This is a genomic window from Pseudomonas coronafaciens pv. oryzae str. 1_6 (genome assembly GCF_000156995.2).
GTDB classification, from domain to species: Bacteria; Pseudomonadota; Gammaproteobacteria; order Pseudomonadales; family Pseudomonadaceae; genus Aquipseudomonas; species Aquipseudomonas tremae.
This window is the reverse complement of sequence record NZ_CP046035.1, coordinates 5,368,124-5,386,561: the sequence shown is the minus strand read 5'-3', so window position 1 is coordinate 5,386,561 and position 18,438 is coordinate 5,368,124. Positions and strand designations below refer to the sequence as shown.

At 50.1% G+C, this 18,438-nt stretch carries 15 protein-coding genes and 4 pseudogenes; 4 read left to right on the top strand and 15 right to left on the bottom strand.

The genetic code is table 11. The annotated features are described in order from the left end of the window. Positions 1-64 precede the first annotated feature (64 nt). The 15 genes and pseudogenes from POR16_RS24570 to POR16_RS24500 form a co-directional block, all read right to left on the bottom strand. Positions 65-1,084 (bottom strand): annotated as a pseudogene (locus POR16_RS24570) (type IV secretion protein Rhs); the annotation flags it as partial. 218 nt (positions 1,085-1,302) lie between these two features. Continuing rightward, complete coding sequence (locus tag POR16_RS24565) at positions 1,303-1,722, bottom strand: SMI1/KNR4 family protein (protein ID WP_042932924.1); 420 nt, start codon at positions 1,720-1,722, stop codon at positions 1,303-1,305. A 189-nt stretch (positions 1,723-1,911) separates the two neighbouring features. Continuing rightward, positions 1,912-2,436: an SMI1/KNR4 family protein gene (locus POR16_RS24560; RefSeq protein ID WP_005895865.1), complete on the bottom strand. Its 525-nt coding sequence runs from the start codon at positions 2,434-2,436 to the stop codon at positions 1,912-1,914. Positions 2,437-2,448: 12 nt separating this feature from the next. Then, positions 2,449-2,553: pseudogene (locus POR16_RS26915) on the bottom strand (HNH endonuclease); the annotation flags it as partial. 273 nt (positions 2,554-2,826) lie between these two features. Then, positions 2,827-3,404: pseudogene (locus tag POR16_RS26210) on the bottom strand (RHS repeat domain-containing protein); the annotation flags it as partial. Between the two features lie 134 nt (positions 3,405-3,538). Further along, positions 3,539-4,018, bottom strand: coding sequence for a competence protein ComJ (comJ, locus tag POR16_RS24545; RefSeq protein WP_081004403.1), 480 nt, complete (start codon positions 4,016-4,018; stop codon positions 3,539-3,541). Then, entirely contained in the window at positions 4,018-4,485 is a 468-nt protein-coding gene (locus POR16_RS24540) for a NucA/NucB deoxyribonuclease domain-containing protein (RefSeq protein ID WP_005895867.1), read from the bottom strand. Before POR16_RS24540 ends, comJ begins: the two co-directional genes overlap by 1 nt. Positions 4,486-4,766: 281 nt before the next feature. Next, positions 4,767-5,087 (bottom strand): DUF7716 domain-containing protein, encoded by a 321-nt coding sequence (locus POR16_RS24535; RefSeq protein ID WP_024671394.1) that lies wholly within the window; start codon positions 5,085-5,087, stop codon positions 4,767-4,769. A gap of 391 nt (positions 5,088-5,478) precedes the next feature. Then, positions 5,479-7,422, bottom strand: a pseudogene (locus POR16_RS24530) (RHS repeat-associated core domain-containing protein); the annotation flags it as partial. 212 nt (positions 7,423-7,634) lie between these two features. Continuing rightward, on the bottom strand, positions 7,635-7,988 hold the full coding sequence (locus POR16_RS24525) for a DUF6386 family protein (RefSeq protein ID WP_005895870.1): 354 nt from the start codon (positions 7,986-7,988) through the stop codon (positions 7,635-7,637). Positions 7,989-8,223: 235 nt separating this feature from the next. Beyond that, a complete protein-coding gene (locus tag POR16_RS24520) occupies positions 8,224-8,568 on the bottom strand; it encodes a hypothetical protein (RefSeq protein ID WP_005895871.1) in 345 nt (114 codons plus the stop codon). Between the two features lie 10 nt (positions 8,569-8,578). Further along, positions 8,579-12,757, bottom strand: coding sequence for an RHS repeat-associated core domain-containing protein (locus tag POR16_RS24515; RefSeq protein WP_154897072.1), 4,179 nt, complete (start codon positions 12,755-12,757; stop codon positions 8,579-8,581). 3 nt (positions 12,758-12,760) lie between these two features. Further along, positions 12,761-13,225, bottom strand: coding sequence for a DcrB-related protein (locus POR16_RS24510; protein WP_005895878.1), 465 nt, complete (start codon positions 13,223-13,225; stop codon positions 12,761-12,763). A gap of 31 nt (positions 13,226-13,256) precedes the next feature. Continuing rightward, positions 13,257-13,838 (bottom strand): hypothetical protein, encoded by a 582-nt coding sequence (locus tag POR16_RS24505; RefSeq protein ID WP_005895880.1) that lies wholly within the window; start codon positions 13,836-13,838, stop codon positions 13,257-13,259. 1 nt (position 13,839) lies between these two features. Beyond that, a complete protein-coding gene (locus tag POR16_RS24500; RefSeq protein WP_042932932.1) occupies positions 13,840-15,699 on the bottom strand; it encodes a type VI secretion system Vgr family protein in 1,860 nt (619 codons plus the stop codon). Positions 15,700-15,884: 185 nt separating this feature from the next. Between POR16_RS24500 and POR16_RS24495 the strand changes: the two genes are divergently transcribed. From POR16_RS24495 to POR16_RS24480, 4 genes are all read left to right on the top strand, one after another. Continuing rightward, the gene (locus POR16_RS24495; protein ID WP_122381266.1) at positions 15,885-16,895 is read left to right on the top strand and encodes a hypothetical protein; all 1,011 of its coding nucleotides are present in this window, start codon (positions 15,885-15,887) and stop codon (positions 16,893-16,895) included. 7 nt (positions 16,896-16,902) lie between these two features. Beyond that, a complete protein-coding gene (locus tag POR16_RS24490) occupies positions 16,903-17,460 on the top strand; it encodes a hypothetical protein (RefSeq protein WP_005895885.1) in 558 nt (185 codons plus the stop codon). Between the two features lie 121 nt (positions 17,461-17,581). After that, positions 17,582-17,890, top strand: a complete 309-nt coding sequence (locus POR16_RS24485) for a hypothetical protein (RefSeq protein ID WP_005895887.1) — start codon at positions 17,582-17,584, stop codon at positions 17,888-17,890. 72 nt (positions 17,891-17,962) lie between these two features. Beyond that, entirely contained in the window at positions 17,963-18,274 is a 312-nt protein-coding gene (locus POR16_RS24480; RefSeq protein ID WP_005895889.1) for an immunity protein Tsi6 family protein, read from the top strand. Positions 18,275-18,438 lie beyond the last annotated feature (164 nt).

Below are 18,438 nucleotides of genomic sequence, written 5' to 3'. Positions count from 1 at the left end.
GTTGTCTTCTTGGTAGATGGGGTTGTCGCTTCACTTCGTTTGCGGAGTGATATTACCCGCCTTAGTAAACCTTGTTCCCTGTCTCGCCTTCCTTTCGATCCACATGGGCCAGCGGCGCGTAGCTGCCGGGTTCGTAGAGGTACAGGCTGCTCTGGCCGGGACTTTCTTCGCGCAGCATGCGCAGGCCTTGCCAGAGGAAGTGTTTGTGTTCGGTCTGGCGTTTGATCTCGGACTGTTTTCCTACGCGTCGGCCCAGGCTGTCGTACTGATAACTGCTTGTGCTTTCTACCTGCGTGTCAGCCATCGTCTCGGTTTTGACCAGGCGGTTTTCGCAGTCGTAGGTGAAGGTTTGCCAGCGCACGATGCCGACGGTTTTTTCAATCAGGTTGCCCCAGGCGTCGTACTTGTACTCCTGGTTCGCCCACTGTTTGAGGCGGTTGTCTTTGACGTGATCGAAGCGGCTGGTGTTGAAGTTGAGGCGGTTGGCCGCAGCGTCGTAGCGGAATTCTTCGCCATCGACGACTCGACCGGTGTTGCGCGCCAGCAATTGGCCATTGGCTTCGTATTCGTAACGGGTTTCGCCGCGCAGTTTGTCGAGGGTGCGGCTCAGTTCGCCTGCCGGGTCGTATTCGTAGCGGCGGTGAATCGGGTTGTAGGCGTGTTCGACGTAGCGCTCTGGTTTTATGAGCGGGTTCTGGATCTGTGACAGTTTCTCAGCGGGCAGGGTGGTCGCGTACTGCCACGCCTTGCGCCCCATGCTGTCGTAGCCGAAGCAACTGGTGAGCGTGCCCTGGGTGCGATAGATCTCGCGGTGCAGGTCGTCACGCTCCATGTCGCTGATCAGTTGGCCATCGAGGTTCAATTGGTGCAGGTGACCGCTGCCGTAATACAGGTGGTTCAGGTGCTGACCTGTGGGAAGAGTCAGCGTGGTCAGGTTACTGAGTGGATCGTACTCGTAGGCCAGTGCGCCCTGCGGGGTGGTCTCTTTGACGAGACGGCCTAGCAGGTCGTAGGCAAATTCGAGTTTCTCAGCGCTGACGCCGAGCTTTCTGCCGGTGTCCGTCGGCTTACGCTTGAGTAACAGTGTAGGTAGTGATCGTCATGCCGCTAATTTAAGAGTATGTATGTTGCCATGATGTCAAACTGGGAAGGAGATTGAGACGCTTTCAATCGCTCTCCTTCCAGAAAATAGCGAATAAGAAATTTTTAAAGAACTTTAACTGGTTCAGGTTGGTTGTACGGTTAGCTTCTGGGGTGAAGGTTGTATTAACGGTATGTCAAGAATTCTTATGGCTTTATAAGTCAGTCCAAGACGTTGAGTCCTTTCTCAAAACTTTCAAAGTCATCAAATACTTTCTGCATCTCATCTTCCTCCTGAAGCCAAAGATATATATTGCCATAGTCGTCGGGTCTTAGCGATAATAGGTAACTGTTGCCACCTTCATCAAATGCAAATGGGATTAATCCGGTAAATGATTCGTCATTTTCGACAAGGTCTAGATATGCAGTCTCGACTCCTGGGTTGCCACCCTTAATTGATTCAAACCCATGAATGCTGTAAACATATTCATCGCCGTACAGCTTTTTGTTTTCTATGTATCCTCCGTTATTTTCCAAGTAGAATTTTTTAAACGACTGAGGCAGTTTGCCTCCAGCCAGATTTTCTAGTTCAGGAAAATCCCCGAGATTAATTTTCACTCCAGAATCTTCAAGGCTTAACATGCATACCTCGTATTTTTTTAGATGAGTGGTTTGAGCGTCCAAGGTGTACAGCTTCCCAGTAGCGATTTTATACCGCAACACACCATCGACACGGGGGGTAAATGGCGCAAAGTCATAATTTTGACTTTTATGATTTTTTTGCTAGCTCTGCTCGATTTATTGCTATGGGTGTCCGGTCTAGCCTTTCTACTAAGTCTCTTCAATAAATTCTGGAGAGCCGCCTATGCACTTCAAGATTAAGTTATAAAACTCATCGAAACTTGAAGCAATAAAAAACAGATTCCCGCAGTCGTTGACTTCCACAATATCACAATTGTTTTTCATGTCGGACTCATGTAGGTGTGTGCGATCCCAATAGTAAATACCCTCACGACTTGCTTTGCTTTCTCCAATCATTACGTAAGGATTTCCTCCTCCATCTTCACCTATAATAATGGCGCCACTAAGGAAGTTAAGCTCGGAGGAGAACTCACTATTAAACTCGACTATATCATTGCATTCTTCTAACGGTATTAAACCAAAAAGTCGATCAAAGCTGACCGCGCCGTCATCAACCGCTGTTAGAGGTATTTGGACGTAGTCAGGCGCCGTTAGATAAAAACCATTCATTTTATTTAAGAAGGTTTTGTAATCTGAGGGCAAAACTCTGTTGAGACTTGATTCTATACGATTCAAGTCAGTTTTTTGAAGTCCTTTTTTATAAATAATTGGCATGTTGTATCCGTCTTAGCATGTGGATTTTATGTTTTTCACTCCGCCCGAGTGAGTGAATCTATTATGGATTTTCTTGGGGACTTCTTGCATTTTTATTTTATTTTCGTGGTGATGCCAAGTGTTTTTTGTATAGTCAGCTGGCCCCTTTGGAGCAAGTGCATCAGCTTTTCCAAAGTCGCCCCCCGGATTTTTTCCATGATTCCCTTTAAGATCTGGAACGTCCACCTGCTGACGTTCGAAGGGTGTGAAATCAGGGTGACCGTTAGGATATCTGACACTATTAGCTTCCCAATCGGTGTAAACCCATGTTCGGCCATCAATCTCGGAGTGAACAGATCCGCCCTTTTCCAACCATTTCGATATATCTGGAGAGTGAGAAGGTTTTGCACTCCATCCCCATGGATCAACCCATGCAACAGAGTTGGGCGCATATTGATATAAATTAAACCCACCCAGCAACCCAATCGGGTCCTGCGTAGTAAACCGCCCAATCTCCGGGTCATAATACCGAAACGTATTGTAGTGCAGCCCCGTCTCGACATCAAAATACTGCCCCTGAAACCTCAGGTTCTGTTCAACCTCGTTCACCACCAGCTTTTCAACCGCACCCCACGCCCGGTACTTCGCTTGCCAGACGATCTGCCCTTCAGCTTCGGTCATTTCCAGCGGTGTGCCGATCTGGTCGGTGTGGAAGTAGTAAACCTTGTTCTCGGCTTCGCCTTCCTTCTGATCCACGCGGGCCAGCGGCGCGTAGCTGCCGTGCTCGTAGAGGTACAGGCGCTCTGGCCGGGACTTTCTTCGCGCAGCATGCGCAGGCCTTGCCAGAGGAAGCGTTTGTGTTCGGTCTGGCCTTTGATCTCGGACTGTTTCCCTACGCGTCGGCCCAGGCTGTCGTACTGATAACTGCTGGTGCTTTCCACCTGCGTGTCAGCCATGGTCTCGGTCTTGACCAGGCGGTTTTCGCAGTCAGACTACCGATTAAAACAAGAGGGGCTGGTATATAGTTTACAGCCCCTCTTATCGACCAAAATTTTAAATAGCCTATATGGTTTAGAAAAATTTGGCGCCATCATGGCAAAAACGGAAACCAATGTTGTGGATGCTAAGCAAAGCCCCCAGCCAGTGTCTTTCCCTTTATCCCACCCCATGGATCATCCATAAGATATTTTGCATCAAATTCATCTGTAGAGGGCACAAAAGTAAACTTATAAAAAATTTCATCACCTTCACAAACTTCGTAGTAAAGAGCATATCGACGCTCTTCGACATCTAGAAAAACTTTGGCTTTTTCAGCCGCAGATGCAACCTCTAATTCGTTTCTTTTTGAAACAAAAAATGGTACCACTATGCAGCGTTGAGTTCGCGTGTCTAAATTAAATTCTGTGTCTAAAGTCAAGATTATGTTTGCACCAAATGCGACATCTGGCAGGGGGTCAAATATTACATAATCTTTATGTAATACAGCGCCTTGATCAATATTTAATTTCCCCCATTGGCTCAAGGCTTCGTCATACGGACGTGACCTCATCTGAATTTGACTATGAGATATGAGTAAATCTACTACTTGATTAGAATTTGCCATTAGAAAACCTCTACTTTAATCTTGGTCCCATTTGGAAGTTCGGAAAGCACATTACCAATACTAGATCCTGCTCCTCGATTGTCGCTAGGATTTATGTGTCTAACACTTGCACCGCTTCCTCCTTCTTTAAATATGGCCATAGGCCATTCATCGCGATCTTTTGACTTCATTGTTTTAACGTCTTTGAGGCTTGTCTTTCTATTTAATTTTGCTGCGTCTCTCTGGATGGTCACAATGTACGGTTGCCCGCCATTGATTGCGTCTTGTATGTGACCAAAGGTTTCGGGATATTCGGAACGTTTTAATTTTAAAATGTAGTCGTGATCAACCGCATCTGCCTTAATCAAGGTGCATCCGGCTAGACCCGTTGCGTCAATCCAGCGAATTGGATTTATATTGTACTGGTATAGGTTATAGCCCCCAGCCAACCCAACCGAATCCTGCGTGATGCCGTTACCATTGAACACCTCGGCGAGCTTGTTGTTGCTGTCGGTATTACAGTTTGATGTGGTGTAAGCGATAGCACATTACTACCTCAAGAGAAAGTGGCAGCTGACGGAGACACAGTTGGCAGTCATGCCGCAGCATACCTTATTAAAGAGCAATATGTGGGGTAGGTAGCAAATGCATCCTTACGACGCATAAATTATTTCTTACGCTTGCGATATCCGTGCCTTTCGAACTAATAACTAGCCATGCATAAAAATGCTGGCTAGATTATTTTGTTTTAGAGTTGTTTGTGGTTTTTCTAGATTTTAAAGATTTTAAATGCATCATTTTCATAGTAAAACTTAAACGCATCGAAGTAGTTCTCGACGCTTGGTTGAGATAATTGTTCATCAACATTTGATATTATATCTTCGATGATAGGCGTTTCTAGGGTCTCCTTCCAACCTTCACTTAATGCTTGCGGAGGTAAGTAGTCTGTGGAGTCGGGCGGGAAATCGCGACTATCTAGTGAAAATGCCCCTTTGGTATCCAATGTCCATGGGGTGTCAGGAAGATAAAACCATGAGTCTGGCATCTCTGATATGTTTAAGATAACTTCTCTAATGCTATAAGTTTTCATCTTCACCTCAACATGCTGAGCTTTGCAGCTTTTTAAATCCACCCTGCTGGTTAGGGTGGAGGCTGTTCTGTACGGGGCCTGGAGCCTTATGTTGCGCTCTAGGCATCAACTCAATATCTTTAGGGCTTTGAGCATTATGATGCCACGAATGGTTTGGAGGGCTTCTATCACTGAAACCTCCTCTAGGACCAGGTTGAATGTGCTCTACTACTTCTGGAGGAAGAGCTGATTTTAGTTCGGGATTTTTTAATGTTCTATTATATAACTCCTCGTTAGCGTACTTGAAGTGGGTGCTGCGCCCAGATCCGTGAATTTCTGTAGGCATTTCTACGCTACTCCATACGCTGTATTGACTACTTGAAAGAGGGCGGCCGCTTGCATCTAGCCCAGTCCATCCAAGCGGGTCAATCCATCCGTTGGTATTAGGGGCATACTGATAAAGATTAAACCCACCCAACAACCCAATCGGATCCTGCGTAGTAAACCGCCCAATCTCCGGGTCATAATACCGAAACGTGTTGTAGTGCAGCCCCGTTTCGGCATCAAAATACTGCCCCTGAAACCTCAGGTTCTGCTCAACCTCGTTCACCACCAGCTTTTCAACAGCACCCCACGCCCGGTACTTGGCCTGCCAGACGATTTGCCCTTCGGCGTCGGTCATTTCCAGTGGTGTGCCGATCTGGTCGGTGTGGAAGTAGTAAACCTTGTTCTCGGCTTCGCCTTCCTTCTGATCCACGCGGGCCAGCGGCGCGTAGCTGCCGTGCTCGTAGAGGTACAGGCTGCTCTGGCCGGGGCTTTCTTCGCGCAGCATGCGCAGGCCTTGCCAGAGGAAGTGTTTGTGTTCGGTCTGGCCTTTGATCTCGGACTGTTTCCCTACGCGTCGACCCAGGCTGTCGTACTGATAACTGCTGGTGCTTTCCACCTGCGTGTCAGCCATCGTCTCGGTTTTGACCAGGCGGTTTTCGCAGTCGTAGGTGAAGGTTTGCCAGCGCACGATGCCGACGGTTTTTTCAATCAGGTTGCCCCAGGCGTCGTACTTGTACTCCTGGTTCGCCCACTGTTTGAGGCGGTTGTCTTTGACGTGGTCGAAGCGGCTGGTGTTGAAGTTGAGGCGGTTGGCCGCAGCGTCGTAGCGGAACTCTTCGCCATCGACGACTCGACCGGTGTTGCGCGCCAGCAATTGGCCATTGGCTTCGTATTCGTAACGGGTTTCGCCGCGCAGTTTGTCGAGGGTGCGGCTCAGTTCGCCTGCCGGGTCGTATTCGTAGCGGCGGTGAATCGGGTTGTAGGCATGTTCGACGTAGCGCTCAGGCTTTATGAGCGGGTTCTGGATCTGTGACAGTTTCTCAGCGGGCAGGGTTGTGGCGTACTGCCAAGCCTTGCGCCCCATGCTGTCGTAGCCGAAGCAACTGGTGAGCGTGCCCTGGGTGCGATAGATCTCGCGGTGCAGGTCGTCACGCTCCATGTCGCTGATCAGTTGGCCATCAAGGTTCAACTGGTGCAGGTGACCGCTGCCGTAATACAGGTGGTTCAGGTGCTGGCCGGTGGGAAGCGTCAGCGTGGTCAGGTTACTGAGTGGATCGTACTCGTAGGCCAGTGCGCCCTGCGGGGTGGTCTCTTTGACGAGACGGCCTAGCAGGTCGTAGGCAAATTCGAGTTTCTCAGCGCTGACGCCGAGCTTTCTGCCGGTGTCCGTCGGCTTGCGCTCGATTGACAGCAGTCGGTCGCCGTCGTCGTATGCGTAGTCCTGACGCGCATCGTCGTTGAGTTTGGCCAGCAGGCGCCCAATCGGGTCGCGCTCCAGATGGGTACTGCGCCGTGGCTGTTCGCCTTTCTCGCCGTAGCCGATTTCCTCGACCTGTGTCAGGTGCCCGCCAAGGTTGTAGCTGAAACGGCGGGTGAGGTTGTCGATGCGCTTTTCTTCGATCAGGCGGTCTGCGTTGTCGTAGGCAAAGCGGTAGGTCGCATCGTTTTCGTTGGTCAGTGCGACAAGGCGGATGGCCTTGTCGTATTCGTAGGTGATGGTCTGGCCTTTGGCATCCTGTCGCCATTTGGGCAGGCCACGGCCGTTGCGCAGCAGTTGGGTGGTCTGGCCCTTGCCATCGGTGTGCGTCAGGACCTGGCCCAGTTCGTTGTAGGTAAAAGTCTCGCTGGTGCCATCCGGGTGGTTGATACGCAGCACTTCGCCGTCGGGTTTGCGTTCCAGCGTGGTGGTGTTGTTCAGGGCATCGGTGACGGCCACCAGGTGGTGGCGCTCGTCATAGCGGTAATAAGTGCTTTTGCCCGAACAGTCCTGAAAGCGCTGCACTTGCGCCAGACCATTCCACCACAGGTATATGTAGATTATAAACCGCATTAACTAGAAAGAGGCTAACAAATGTTAATAGCCTCCTCTGTCAGCTCGATTTTTAAAGAGCTTTAAACTATAAATGGGTATCAGGCTTCATGTTTTGATTTTTTATATCCGAACAGGGACTTTTATAAAATTATATTTGTCTGATGTCTGCTCAAAGTAAAGCTCTATTACATTTCCTGAGCGAGCAAACTTCATGCTGTAGTAGCCAGGGCGAAATTTAAGGTTTCTCCTTCTATTACATCAGACCCATCTGGTTCAAGGTCGCCTCCAGACGTGTCCTCTCCCGCCCCAACAAAAACGTTGCCTGATGGGAAGTGTAGATTTAGTGTGCCTGTTTCACCTTCAATAGCTTCCAACACTTTAATAGTATAGTCACCATCATCTCCTAAACCAAGAAAAGCGATGTTGCCCTTGTTTACTTCAAGGATCTCATCCTCCACGATGCTCCACCAGTCAAGAGAATCTGGAACTCTATGCTTAATCGCATCAATGTCAAATACTAAAATAGTTGCGGTATTAGTTAAAATAGAAAATTCTTTTAACATATATACCTAACTTGAATATGCATCTCTCGGCTCAATAATTATACATGGCTCCAATTTTTTCTATCGCTTTTTCTTGAGGAAAAGATTGGAAGGCGCAGTAAAAATAAAGTTTACTGCTTTTCCTGGCTTCTGATGAAGGTAGTGATAAGCTAGGAATTTAGAGCCCCCCTTTAAGGGGGGCAAATAGTAGGTGATGATGGTGTATAAGTTATAAGCCTAAAAGTTGGGATCGTTGTTAGTTGTTGTAGAGGTCATGCAGGTTGGCATCACCATTCAGTTTTGTCGTCATATTTCCTTCGTAGATAAGGGATAATTCCCCCTTACGTCCAGAATCTTCAATCGCGCGCACTCCATCTAATACGCAGAAGAAGCCGAAAACAGCTTCCTCTACTGATTTTTTTATTATTTCTTCAATATATTTTTTTTCAGCTGTACCTTGTTGATTGTAAAATTCGGAAATTTCTACCAGTTTTTTATCTGGTTTCCTTCCCGGAGGCGAAGATATGACATCTATAGTGTCAGATATAGCAGCATCACTAACAACAAGTCTAATAACGTCAACAAATTCTTGAGGAGTCATTTTATCAGTCCTACTTCAGGAAGGCTTCTGGGAACATCTCTTTATTCAGATCAATGAGTTTTCTAATCGCTGATGGAGGTGTGTTGGTATAGTTCCTAAGGTCCTGAACGTCTTTTGCCAACAAACTTCTTGGCGTGCCGGTAAACTCTCCTTTAATAGTTGGGATTAGTTTATGCTCTGCTCTAGGCAAAGCTATCGACGGAGCCGTTTTTGGATTGTAATCTGGAATCACTTGACTTGCTGGGTGCTTTTGTGCGGCGTGATGGATATCTAGACCATCACCTACCGAGGACTTTTTCTGTAACTTATCGAATGGGCCTACTTCGTATTTTTTTGTTGGCTGGCAACTGAGTCCCCACGAATCAATCCACCCGGTAGTGTTAGGCGCATACTGATAAAGATTCTCCCCACCCAACAACCCAATCGGGTCCTGCGTAGTAAACCGCCCAATCTCCGGGTCATAATACCGAAACGTGTTGTAGTGCAGCCCCGTCTCGACATCAAAATACTGCCCCTGAAACCTCAGGTTCTGCTCAATCTCGTTCACGACCAGCTTTTCAACAGCACCCCACGCCCGATACTTGGCCTGCCAGACGATTTGCCCTTCGGCATCTGTCATTTCCAGCGGCGTACCAATCTGGTCGGTGTGGTAGTAGTAAACCTTGTTCTCGGCTTCGCCTTCCTTCTGATCCACGCGGGCCAGCGGCGCGTAGCTGCCAGGTTCGTAGAGGTACAGGCTGTTCTGGCCGGGGCTTTCTTCGCGCAGCATGCGCAGGCCTTGCCAGAGGAAGTGTTTGTGTTCGGTCTGGCCTTTGATCTCGGACTGTTTCCCTACGCGTCGGCCCAGGCTGTCGTACTGATAACTGCTGGTGCTTTCCACCTGCGTGTCAGCCATGGTCTCGGTCTTGACCAAGCGGTTTTCGCAGTCGTAGGTGAAGGTTTGCCAGCGCACGATGCCGACGGTTTTTTCAATCAGGTTGCCCCAGGCGTCGTACTTGTACTCCTGGTTCGCCCACTGTTTGAGGCGGTTGTCTTTGACGTGATCGAAGCGGCTGGTGTTGAAGTTGAGGCGGTTGGCCGCAGCGTCGTAGCGGAATTCTTCGCCATCGACGACTCGACCGGTGTTGCGCGCCAGCAACTGGCCATTGGCTTCGTATTCGTAACGGGTTTCGCCGCGCAGTTTGTCGAGGGTGCGGCTCAGTTCGCCTGCCGGGTCGTATTCGTAGCGGCGGTGAATCGGGTTGTAGGCATGTTCGACGTAGCGCTCAGGCTTTATGAGCGGGTTCTGGATCTGTGACAGTTTCTCAGCGGGCAGGGTTGTGGCGTACTGCCAAGCCTTGCGCCCCATGCTGTCGTAGCCGAAGCAACTGGTGAGCGTGCCCTGGGTGCGATAGATCTCGCGGTGCAGGTCGTCACGCTCCATGTCGCTGATCAGTTGGCCATCAAGGTTCAACTGGTGCAGGTGACCGCTGCCGTAATACAGGTGGTTCAGGTGCTGGCCGGTGGGAAGCGTCAGCGTGGTCAGGTTACTGAGTGGATCGTACTCGTAGGCCAGTGCGCCCTGCGGGGTGGTCTCTTTGACGAGACGGCCTAGCAGGTCGTAGGCAAATTCCAGTTTCTCAGCGCTGACGCCGAGCTTTCTGCCGGTGTCCGTCGGCTTGCGCTCGATTGACAGCAGTCGGTCGCCGTCATCGTATGCGTAGTCCTGACGCGCATCGTCGTTGAGTTTGGCCAGCAGGCGCCCAATCGGATCGCGCTCCAGATGGGTGCTACGGCGTGGCTGTTCGCCTTTCTCGCCGTAGCCGATTTCCTCGACCTGTGTCAGGTGCCCGCCAAGGTTGTAGCTGAAACGGCGGGTGAGGTTGTCGATACGCTTTTCTTCGATCAGGCGGTCGGAGTTGTCGTAGGCAAAGGTGTAGGTGGCGTTGTTTTCGTTGGTCAGTGCTGTGAGACGGATGGCCTTGTCGTACTGATAGGCAACGGCTTCGCCTTTGGCGTCTTCGCGTCGGGTGGGCAGGCCACGCGCGTTGCGGGACAGCCGGGTGATCTGGCCTTTGCCATCGGTATGCGAAAGTACCTGACCGAGGGCGTTGTAGGTGAAGGACTCTACGCTGCCGTCTGGATGGGCGATGCGTAGCACTTCACCGTCGGGTTTTCGCTCTAGCGTTGTGGTGTTGTTCAGGGCATCCGAAACGGCGATCAGGTGGCCGCGGTCATCATAGCGATAGTAAGTATCTTTACCTGAGCAGTCCTGGAAGCGCACGACTTGAGCGAGGCTATTCCACCACATGTATTTGGACTTGTAGGTCGCATCAATAATGGTGTGCGGTAGGCCATCTTCGCTGTTGAGGTACTCGGTTTTTTGCCCCAGTGCGTCAATCTCGATCAGAAGATTGCCTCTGGAGTCGTAGCGGTTCTCCCACGTGCTGCCATCTGGGAAAGTCGTCTTGGTCACCAGCGTGGTCGCCAGATGATGTTTGTAGGTGATCTTGCGCCCTAGCGGGTCGGTCTCTTCAACCAGCCGCGAGAGGTGGTCGTATTTGAAGGTCAGCGTATTGTCATCGGGCAGTACGAGCCCTGTTATATTGCCGCTTTCGTCTATATCGATGGTGTAGTGTTCGCCACCGTAATCACGGCCGGAAGTGACGCGACGGTCTTCGTTGTAATGAACTTCCAGTTCACGGCCCAGCACATCGACGGCCCACGAGGTGCGCTGTTTAAAGTCATACCGGTAATGGAAATGCTCGCCATCGCTGGTCCAGTGCTCGACCACGCGAGGTTCGTCATCAATCGTTTCCCAACGGTAGTAGCAGTTCAGACCCAGTGCATTACTGTGGCGGGTCATCAGGCCGTCGGTGTAGGAGAAGCTGCGAATGGAATCGCCATTGCGGTTGTAGACGTCGCTGAGTTGGCCGTTGTCGTCATAGTGATAACGAGCGAGCGTTTCAACGGCTTCCCTATCGACAATCCGCTTAACCGAGGTCAACCGCCCTAGCGGGTGTTCGTACTGCAAATGCACATGAACATCACCGGGGGCGCTGATGTCGGTCAGAGTACCTTCCTTGGTACGGCTGAAATGCAGGTAATGACCCAATGCGTTTTCGATGCGTTGCAGCGGGACAGGTTTGTTGTCGTTCGGCACTTCCCCAAAGTAGAAGAAAATGTTGTCCCGAGTCTGCAGCAGGTAGTGGCCGCCTTGCGTGCGTACCAGGTGCATCTGCTCGTAAGGGTTGTAAATGCTTTGCCCGGGCTCGACATTGACGAAGGGCACACTACGGCCCTGATTGTCGATGAGGTAAACGAAACTGCCGTTTCTGCGCAGGCTCTGCTCCCACGGCAATACCCAGCCCTTGCCCAAGACGCCGTCAACGTTCAGGTCACTGGCGTAAAAGCGCGACCACTCGATGGGCATAAGTCCCGGCAGGGCAAAGTCGGTTTCATCCGATTCAAACAGCAATTTGCGACCGCTGGTGAGGTCAACGGGGTTGCCGCTGTAGCCACCTATAACTCCGCTTATTACAGGTCCAGCTACATAGTGGCCGAATAGATACGACCCCGCCACTGTGGCGGCAAACCCTAGAGCGCAAGGTGCAACTGCCTTGAGGCCACCGGCAAGCCCCTTTGCCAGCATAGGCAAGCCCGCACGCCCCATAGAGGCGACGATGATTGCGATATCAACGCCGACGCGAAGCGCTTCAGGGACTTCCTCGTTGACTTTCAAATAGCGCTTTGTGCCACCGCCAATAAAAACGTTGTCGGACCCGGTGCCAATTTTTGCACCACATGTGACCTTGTCGCCCTTGCGCGCAGCGGGATGACCATTGATGAAAACGTTGGCAGAGCCGTCTGCAATGAGAATAGGCGCAGGATGATTTTCGCACTTGGCGGTGCTTTGAGTGGCAAGAGCAGCATTACGGCCATTGATAAAGACGTTGGGCGAACATCCGGTCTGCATGATATCGCCTGCCGGCGTTGTTCGCGCTGTGCCCAAGCTTTCACCTATCGCCGGGGCGGCCCCCGCGCCGACTGACAACACAACGCCCAGAAGAATGGCACCGAGTCCTGCGGTGCAGACAAGCAGGGCCGCGCCAGCCACGGCCATCGCGATACCGATGACAGCGCCAGCCAGAAGCCCACCTAGTGCGCCAGTGTGCTCAATTCCATCGTGCAAACGTGCGGCTTCGAACATGGTTTATTCCTGTTCGGTGCGGGTAAGCTCAACGTCATTCAGACGTGGCTGAAAACTGGCCAGCAATTGCAACCAGTCTTCGTCCTGCGTGGCGCTGAAGTCAGTCTGACTGGTTGCCGAAAACACCAGTATACGTCCAGGGGTGATTTCAAAAGCCGCTTGGCGCTGGTAAACCGGTCTGCCTTCGTGCATGTAGTAGGCGTCTACCTGTATGCCAGACATTTGCTGCCCTGTAGACAGCAAGGCTGGTGTCTTGCCAACCAGGGTATAGCCGCGAAGCTGATTCGCGATGAGCTTTACCTGTCGGCTTATGTAAGTGCTCAGGTCTTCTGCGGGAAGCATGTCATCACGAGAAATCGTGATATTCAGAGGCGCAGGGACGCTGTTACCGAAAGCGAACATATTCACGGTCCGATCCTTGAACCCGTCCGGTAATGCGATTGATCCTTCGTGAAGCTGATAATCCATTGTGAATATCCTGAGAGGCGGAAAAGAGAAATCAGTGAGCGATAATTGCTTCAAGCACCGCATCGAAATCGATCAACCAATCTGCTAGCTCAGCCGTGTCGGGATCGATCATCGTGGAGATACAAAGCCATTGCTTGTCCCCGTTCTCGGCGGTAGTGATCGCGTTGATGGCACGGCCATGACGAAGGTCACGCCCGGCACTCAGTACGTAGTCCAGCACCACAGCAGCATTGCCCGCCAGCAGGCAATCTCGCTGGCGCAATATGTCGATATCAGGGTGAGCCTGACGCAGATTTGTCACATAGAGGTCTGCATAGCGATTCAACGCTAGATCATCCCGGACAGGCCGACGCTTTATGGAGAGCGTGACAGGATGCCCGTCTTTTTCGAGAGTAATACTGACTTCCTGAAAGTTTACCCGTTGCGGCATAACCAGTTTTAGCCCGGCAATCGTTATCTCGTTGCAGGTCAATTCAAGCGGCAAAACCGGCACGGGTTCAGGCTCGGGAATGATCGGCGGAGCATTTGCTACGCGCAACGCCTCCTCGCGCGCCAAAGCCTCGTCAGCCAGGCGCTTCGCCGAAATACGGTCGTAAAGACTGGGCCTGTTCATGTCAGGACTTCTCTATGTTGATATCGACACGGTCGCCTTCAACAAAGGTGTTTGTGCCGAGAATTTTTATCTCGTCGCCTTTGATCTCAATGCTTTTTGGCTTAAGGGTGATGCTGCTGGACCCTACCGTCAGTGTGATTTCAGTCATGGCGGAGATATTAACCAATTGCTTGTCGACGGTAATCTTCAGCGAGCCTTGCTCAATTTTGATTAACGTATCGCCTTGGATGATTTCCGTATTGGTACCGCCGACAGTCACCTTGCGGTTATTTCCGACCTGATGTGTTTCATCCAGCTCAACCTCGGTGTCCATGTTGCGTTCGGCATGCACGATCACTTGTTCGGCACCGGCCTTGTCTTCAAAGCGGAAGAAGTTGGCTGTGCCGCCATCGCCCTTGGCCGAACGTGTCAGGAAGCCACTCTGGGTCTTGTTGGCCGGCAGTGACCACGGCGGTGTGTTCTGGCTGTTGTACAGGCTGCCCATGACGAGCGGGCGGTCAGGGTTGCCATCAAGAAACACAACCACCACTTCGTCGCCGACGCGTGGGATCTGAATACTGCCAAAGCCGCCGCTGGCGCCGGACTGAGCGACACGGACCCAGCAGGAGCTCTTGTCGTCAAACTTGCCATAGCGGTCCCAGTGGAACTGTACTTTTACGCGGCCCATCTCGTCGGTGTAGATCTCTTCGCCTGGCGGGCCGACGACGATTGCGGTTTGGGGGCCGCCTATCAAAGCTCGTGGTGTGGTCAGCGGAGGCTTGAACGGAATTTTGCGGCGAATGCAAATAAACTGGTTCTGGTAAAACGCTTCTCCTGAGCCGGAGTAGTTGTTTCGGCCTGAATGTTTTACGCTTAACAATAGAAACTGCCGGTCTTCAACAGACCCATTGTCGTGATCATAGTGTTGAGTAAGTTCGAAATAATAGCCCGGCTGCATCGCACGACAGTTACTCCTACCTTGAAAGGTTTTGCCCAGAACTTCCATGGCTTCAAGCCGATTGCGAGCAATCTGTTGCCCATGCTGTGGATCTGAATAACCGTAAAGTCCCTCATATTCAAAAACTTCGTACTCTCCAATATCCCCCTGCTTGGCTAAGGTCTCAAGCTGTACCTGGTTGGAAAACCTAGGCTGTTTGTAGTCGAATGATTTTAACGATAGCCGTGTCGAGTGAAGGGCTCGCTGGGATGACCATTCAGTGATAGAGTCAGATTCTTCAGTTACCGATGCTGTATGATAACGTATTGACGGCTGCCCCGGCAGTGGCTCGAAATTCAGGCTATCGTCAAAGACAACTAATTTGTGCCCATCCTTACGATGCTCAAAATTGAAGAAGAGTCCTTCCTGTTGAAGAAGTCTGAGTACAAAATTAAGGTCCGACTCTTGGTATTGCGTACAATAGCTAATTGGCTTCAATGATCGACTTAGGCGAAACTCATAGTCGGCTAAAGAAAGGTAATAGGCAAATACTTCTCTGATTATATCTTCGACAGATTTGTCTTGAAAGATACGTGAGTCTCGTCGACGACTGAGTATCCACAACCAAGGTACTACGGTCGCTGCATAATTAGCGATCCCGCCATTGGCGCCAGCATGGTTGAAATGCGAGCAGTGTCCACTGATCACCTTCGTACCACCATCAGCCAAAGTTATTTCCATCGAGACTTTTTTGCCAATTAACTTTTTAAGCTCGATTTTCGCATCGCTGGATAGCAATTGAAGCTCATACTCGAACAGGATTGAAAGCCCTTCTTCGCCACTGAAGCTTTCAAGAACAAGCTCCTGCTCAGGAGGCAGAGGGGAGTCGAATGTGATGAGTCTATTATTCTGAGCTGTAAATTGCCCAATGAGATCCGAAATCACTAGCTGCCTCCTGCAAAATTGGCATTAAATCCAAGATGGAACCTGCTTGAAAGTCATTTGTCAAGTCACGTCATCCGATCAATGATGGCCTTATGCTCATTTGATTTTATTTTCCTCTCGGTGCACCCTCAGTGTCTGATGCTACCCCGGCGGGAGCTAACAGCCATAGATACAGGGAGTAAGCCATGAGCTTGAGTGATACCCAGCTCGATCAGCTAGGTCACGAGGTAGATCAAAATCAGCGTGAGATGGTTGTGTTAGGCATAGAGCACGCCAACATGCTGGTAATGGAGCGTAATGCTTCCTATGGCCTCGGCACGCAGCAACCACAGGTTTGCCCACGAACTCAGCCTAGTATGTTGGATGGCCTACGAGGGGGCACTCAGTCTATATACAATGCAACATTACATCCTTTAGTCAATACGACTTGGGCAGTGCCTTCCGCTCTGGGAGCGTATGATGCTTACAATATAACTCGCTTGCTAAGTGATATCGGCGGGTTTGGGACCAAGGTGCGCATTTCGGTAAAGAATGGAAAGGAATATGTCGTAATTACCGGTTATCCAGGCCTTAGAAGACGACTGAATGGAACACGCTACGGGATACGGAATGCTCAGCTTGTCGAGATGGGCATAGGTAGGTACGGCTTACAAAAAGGTGTAATCAAGGGGTTTAAAATATCTTGCTATGTAGCCGTTATTATTGAGGTACTAGAGTGGGTATTCAACGATGAGCGCGTATGGTCTGATTTGTTCGCCGGAGTCGGTGTCGAACTTATAAAGGCGGGTATAGCGACTGCGATAGGATATGCCGCTGGAGTGGCGGCCGGAGCCTTCTTCGTAACAGCAGCACTGCCCGTGGTAACGGTAGCCATAGTTGTATTGGTCGTTGGGATTGGCTTAAATGAATTGGATAACCGGTATAATATAAAAAGTAGTGTGAAGTCGGGGATGCGCTACGCAGTGGATAACGTAGCTGAGCTCCACGAGAAGCTCTCAAGAATAAGCGCGAAAGATTTGCAGGTTTATACAGAAGAGTTGGCGACGAGCATTATACAGAAATTGATGGATACGGCAGTCGACGAGACTAAATCGTGGATTCTAAAAAAAATTCAGCCTGGCGAGTTACCTCTTCCAAATTGGCCCAATGCTCCTGAATTGCCTAATTTTTCAAATTTCAAACTTCCAAGGTTTTAGAATTTTTATGAGTAATGATTTAAATGTGGAGGTGCGTTCTGTGTCACCTATTTTGTTCAGAGTGGGGGCGGCGATATTCGTTTTTTTTATGTCGTTGGTCGGTGTTTTTTCAATTTACTGGATTTGGGAACATGTGCTGCCTTTGTATGGGCGCCTATACAGAAATGCACCTGTCGTAGAAACTCCTTACCTTGCCTTTGCCCTGCTAATGGTTCCGCCGACCGTGTTGCTCATCACTGTCGGAGGCGCTATAGCAATATGGACAGGAAAGAAATTTGACCCTCCCAGCAACTCTTTCTTGCATCGATTTCAAAGCTTGATGCTCTACCTTTCTGTCAAGATAATAATCTATGTTGTGCCCGCTATAATTATACTAACCACGATCATGCTACTTGCTAAAGACTACACGCCTTGTCCTAAACTACTTATTTCTGGCTCGGCATGGCAATTGTTTTGGGTGAACGATGAGCGGGTTTGCTTCAAGCCTACGCGTTATATCAATGATCATTGGCCTTGCAAAATGGTTGGCGATCAAGAGTACTGTGTACAGGTGGATGGGCGGTAAAGTTTGAATTGTGGCGCGCTTTTAACTGGTGGTTAAATTATTTGGACTGGTTTACCTTCGGTGTTTGGTAAGCCCTGGTACCAAGCTTGGCTCGTTGGGATAATTGAAAGCTGGGTGAGTAATGAACGTCGATGCTTTAAAGTCAGCAGCAGAAAAGCTTCGGAAGCTAATTGAGTTTTACAGGGGTATTGATGCAGCGGCATCAATATTGCTGTCTGAGCTTGGCGGTCTGCTTGATCTCGCGGAACGCGGCCAAATTACAAAGCTTGTTGAGCCACGAGATATTCCAGGTTACAAGCTTTTCACTGAGACACGCTTACAGTCATATAAGGATCTAGAGGCTGCGTACACGGATTTCTATATAGAACTCATAGAGGGGCGAGAAACTGAAGCTTACAAGATGTTGGCGGCTAAGATGGCTAAGGACTGAAAGGCTTATCGGAAATATATTTTTTGTGTGCCAAGTTTTCGATCGGTTCAGATTGATTGGTATGGGGCGTTTATGAAGTTCGAAACTTCTATGGGGTTTATAGATCACGCTATCGCCCTAATCAAAGAGCGTACAGCCCGCTATCCTGCGTTTACAGTCTATGCGGCAGTTCTAAATCAGCTTCTCTATATAAAATCCGTTTTTGAGGGTGTTGAAAAGGACAAGTCCAGACTTCATAAGCTTTCCATCGGTGCCCTTGCAGCCAAGGAATTCGAAGGGACAGATGACGAGCTGGCGCGAGCTTTGATGGATGTTTATTACATCGCGAATCAGTCAGCAAATGGGCTGAAAATTCAGCTTCCTGAAGGTCTGTGGCGTCCTTGAACAATCGGGTCAGGATGCCTTTCATAAGCACTGATGACGTTGCGCGAGTCGCTCGCAAGGCGGCTACTGATTCAGGCTACGGAGCGCTTAGTATGGGGTCGACTGGCGGAGAGACTCCATTGCTTTGCCCTCTGAAAAAGGATTGGTCCATGTCAATACGGCAC

Excerpts from the sequence above, each read along its gene's own strand:
- POR16_RS24565 (WP_042932924.1), bottom strand. The coding sequence starts at position 1,722 with ATGTTAAGCCTTGAAGATTCTGGAGTGAAAATTAATCTCGGGGATTTT.
- POR16_RS24560 (WP_005895865.1), bottom strand. The coding sequence starts at position 2,436 with ATGCCAATTATTTATAAAAAAGGACTTCAAAAAACTGACTTGAATCGT.
- comJ (WP_081004403.1), bottom strand. The coding sequence starts at position 4,018 with ATGGCAAATTCTAATCAAGTAGTAGATTTACTCATATCTCATAGTCAA.
- POR16_RS24535 (WP_024671394.1), bottom strand. The coding sequence starts at position 5,087 with ATGAAAACTTATAGCATTAGAGAAGTTATCTTAAACATATCAGAGATG.
- POR16_RS24525 (WP_005895870.1), bottom strand. The coding sequence starts at position 7,988 with ATGTTAAAAGAATTTTCTATTTTAACTAATACCGCAACTATTTTAGTA.
- POR16_RS24520 (WP_005895871.1), bottom strand. The coding sequence starts at position 8,568 with ATGACTCCTCAAGAATTTGTTGACGTTATTAGACTTGTTGTTAGTGAT.
- POR16_RS24515 (WP_154897072.1), bottom strand. The coding sequence starts at position 12,757 with ATGTTCGAAGCCGCACGTTTGCACGATGGAATTGAGCACACTGGCGCA.
- POR16_RS24510 (WP_005895878.1), bottom strand. The coding sequence starts at position 13,225 with ATGGATTATCAGCTTCACGAAGGATCAATCGCATTACCGGACGGGTTC.
- POR16_RS24505 (WP_005895880.1), bottom strand. The coding sequence starts at position 13,838 with ATGAACAGGCCCAGTCTTTACGACCGTATTTCGGCGAAGCGCCTGGCT.
- POR16_RS24495 (WP_122381266.1), top strand. The coding sequence starts at position 15,885 with ATGAGCTTGAGTGATACCCAGCTCGATCAGCTAGGTCACGAGGTAGAT.
- POR16_RS24490 (WP_005895885.1), top strand. The coding sequence starts at position 16,903 with ATGAGTAATGATTTAAATGTGGAGGTGCGTTCTGTGTCACCTATTTTG.
- POR16_RS24485 (WP_005895887.1), top strand. The coding sequence starts at position 17,582 with ATGAACGTCGATGCTTTAAAGTCAGCAGCAGAAAAGCTTCGGAAGCTA.
- POR16_RS24480 (WP_005895889.1), top strand. The coding sequence starts at position 17,963 with ATGAAGTTCGAAACTTCTATGGGGTTTATAGATCACGCTATCGCCCTA.